General features: G+C 47.8%; 1 protein-coding gene. It reads left to right on the plus strand.

The window, feature by feature from the left end:
* Positions 1 to 87 precede the first annotated feature (87 nt).
* The gene (locus ACFPFU_RS25595) at positions 88 to 1656 is read left to right on the plus strand and encodes an IS1182 family transposase (RefSeq protein WP_377069587.1); all 1569 of its coding nucleotides are present in this window, start codon (positions 88 to 90) and stop codon (positions 1654 to 1656) included.
* The last annotated feature ends 65 nt before the right edge of the window (positions 1657 to 1721 follow it).

Genomic DNA, 1721 nt, shown 5'->3' on the forward strand with positions numbered 1-1721 from the left:
CAGACTGTCTAAAAACCCTGTTCTGTAGGAGATTAAATTTCACACTTTTTCTATGGGATATATAGGGTAATTTTTGTAAATTCTACCATGAAATTCATACAAGGCACCGACCGCACACAGCTTGCCCTTTTCCCCACGTGTCTGGATGATACCCTTGAGTTTGACAATGAAACCCGCCTGATCGATCTGTTTGTTGATTCCCTTGACCTAAAGTCTTTGGGTTTTGAGATGGACTTCATCGACAATGGTCGCCCTGCCTACCATCCGGGTGATCTGCTAAGGCTTTTTATCTACGGATATCTCAACAGGATCAGAAGCTCCAGGGCATTGGAAAAGGAATGCAAACGCAACATCGAGATTATCTGGCTCATGAAGGGACTTGTTCCCGACCACAACACCATCTCCAATTTCCGCAGAGATAACCCTGCCGCCATCAAGAGGGTATTCAGGGCCACCGTACAGATGGCCAGACATTTTGAGCTGATTGGTGGAAGGCTTATAGCCGGCGACAGCACCAAGCTCCGCGCACAGAACAGCAAGAAAAACAACTTCAACGCCAAAAAGATCGAAAGACACCTTGCCTATATCGAGGAAAAGCTCGCCAAATACCAAGCCGAGCTTGCCAAAGAAGACGCAGACAGCATTCAAAAGGAAGCCATCGAGGCAGAAATCAAAAAGCAAACCGTCCGAAAATCCAAGTATGAATCCCTGCGAGAAAAGCTGAACAGCAGCGATCAGGAGCAGATCTCCACCTCCGACCCTGACAGCAGGCAGATGATCATCCGAAACAACATCACCGAAGTGGCCTACAATATCCAATCCACGACAGATGCAAAGCACAACATCCCGATCGACTTCAAGGTGACCAACAACAACGATAGTAAAGCCATGGGAAACATGGTCCAACGAGCTAAATCCATTCTGGGTACCAATCAGTTTACAGCCCTGTTTGACAAAGGATACCACACGGGCAGCGAAATCAAAACAACTGTCGAACTCGGCGTGGAGCCTATCGTAGCCATTCCTGCGGTCAGCGGTTCAAGTATGGCACCCGATACTGCCTTTAATGTATCAGAATTCACTTTTGACCCCCAAACCCGAACCTATACCTGTCCACAGGGAAACACACTGTCCACCAACGGATCATGGTATAATAAGGAAAGGGGCGGTCCCTCCCGGAAATCAGCAAGCAGCGTGAGGGTGCAGCACTTCAAGACCAGGGCCTGTCAGGCCTGTCCCGTCCTTGCCGGTTGCACCAAAAACACCCGTGGAAGGGGTAGGGTAATCGAAAGGACGGAGCATCAGGACTTTATCGATGTCAACAGAAGAAATGTGGAGCAGAAGGAACATCTCTACAAACGGAGGCAGGCCATCATCGAGCACAACTACGGGACGATGAAGCGGCAGTGGAACTTCCACTACATCATCACCAAAAAAGGAATAGATCGGGCCTGTTCCGATGTCGGTCTGATCTTCACCGCATACAATCTGCGCAGAATATTTAACTTGGTGGGAGCAAAAATGCTAAAGGAATACCTCCGGGTCATTTTGCGGTGGATTTTGGCTAGTTTAGAACGATTTTCAGCCCAAAAGAGACCGGCAATCGAATCAGGAGTTTTTGACCGGGATTCAGGAAATTTTCGATTGGCAGCTTAAAATCAATCAAAATGAAGCGTTTAAGGCAGATTATTCTACCCACAAGAAGGTTTTTAGACGAACTG

It is taken from the genome of Negadavirga shengliensis (genome assembly GCF_042652345.1).
GTDB lineage: Bacteria > Bacteroidota > Bacteroidia > Cytophagales > Cyclobacteriaceae > Negadavirga > Negadavirga shengliensis.

What these genes read in the sequence shown, in the direction of transcription:
- ACFPFU_RS25595 (WP_377069587.1), top strand. Translation starts at nt 88, where the DNA reads ATGAAATTCATACAAGGCACCGACCGCACACAGCTTGCCCTTTTCCCC.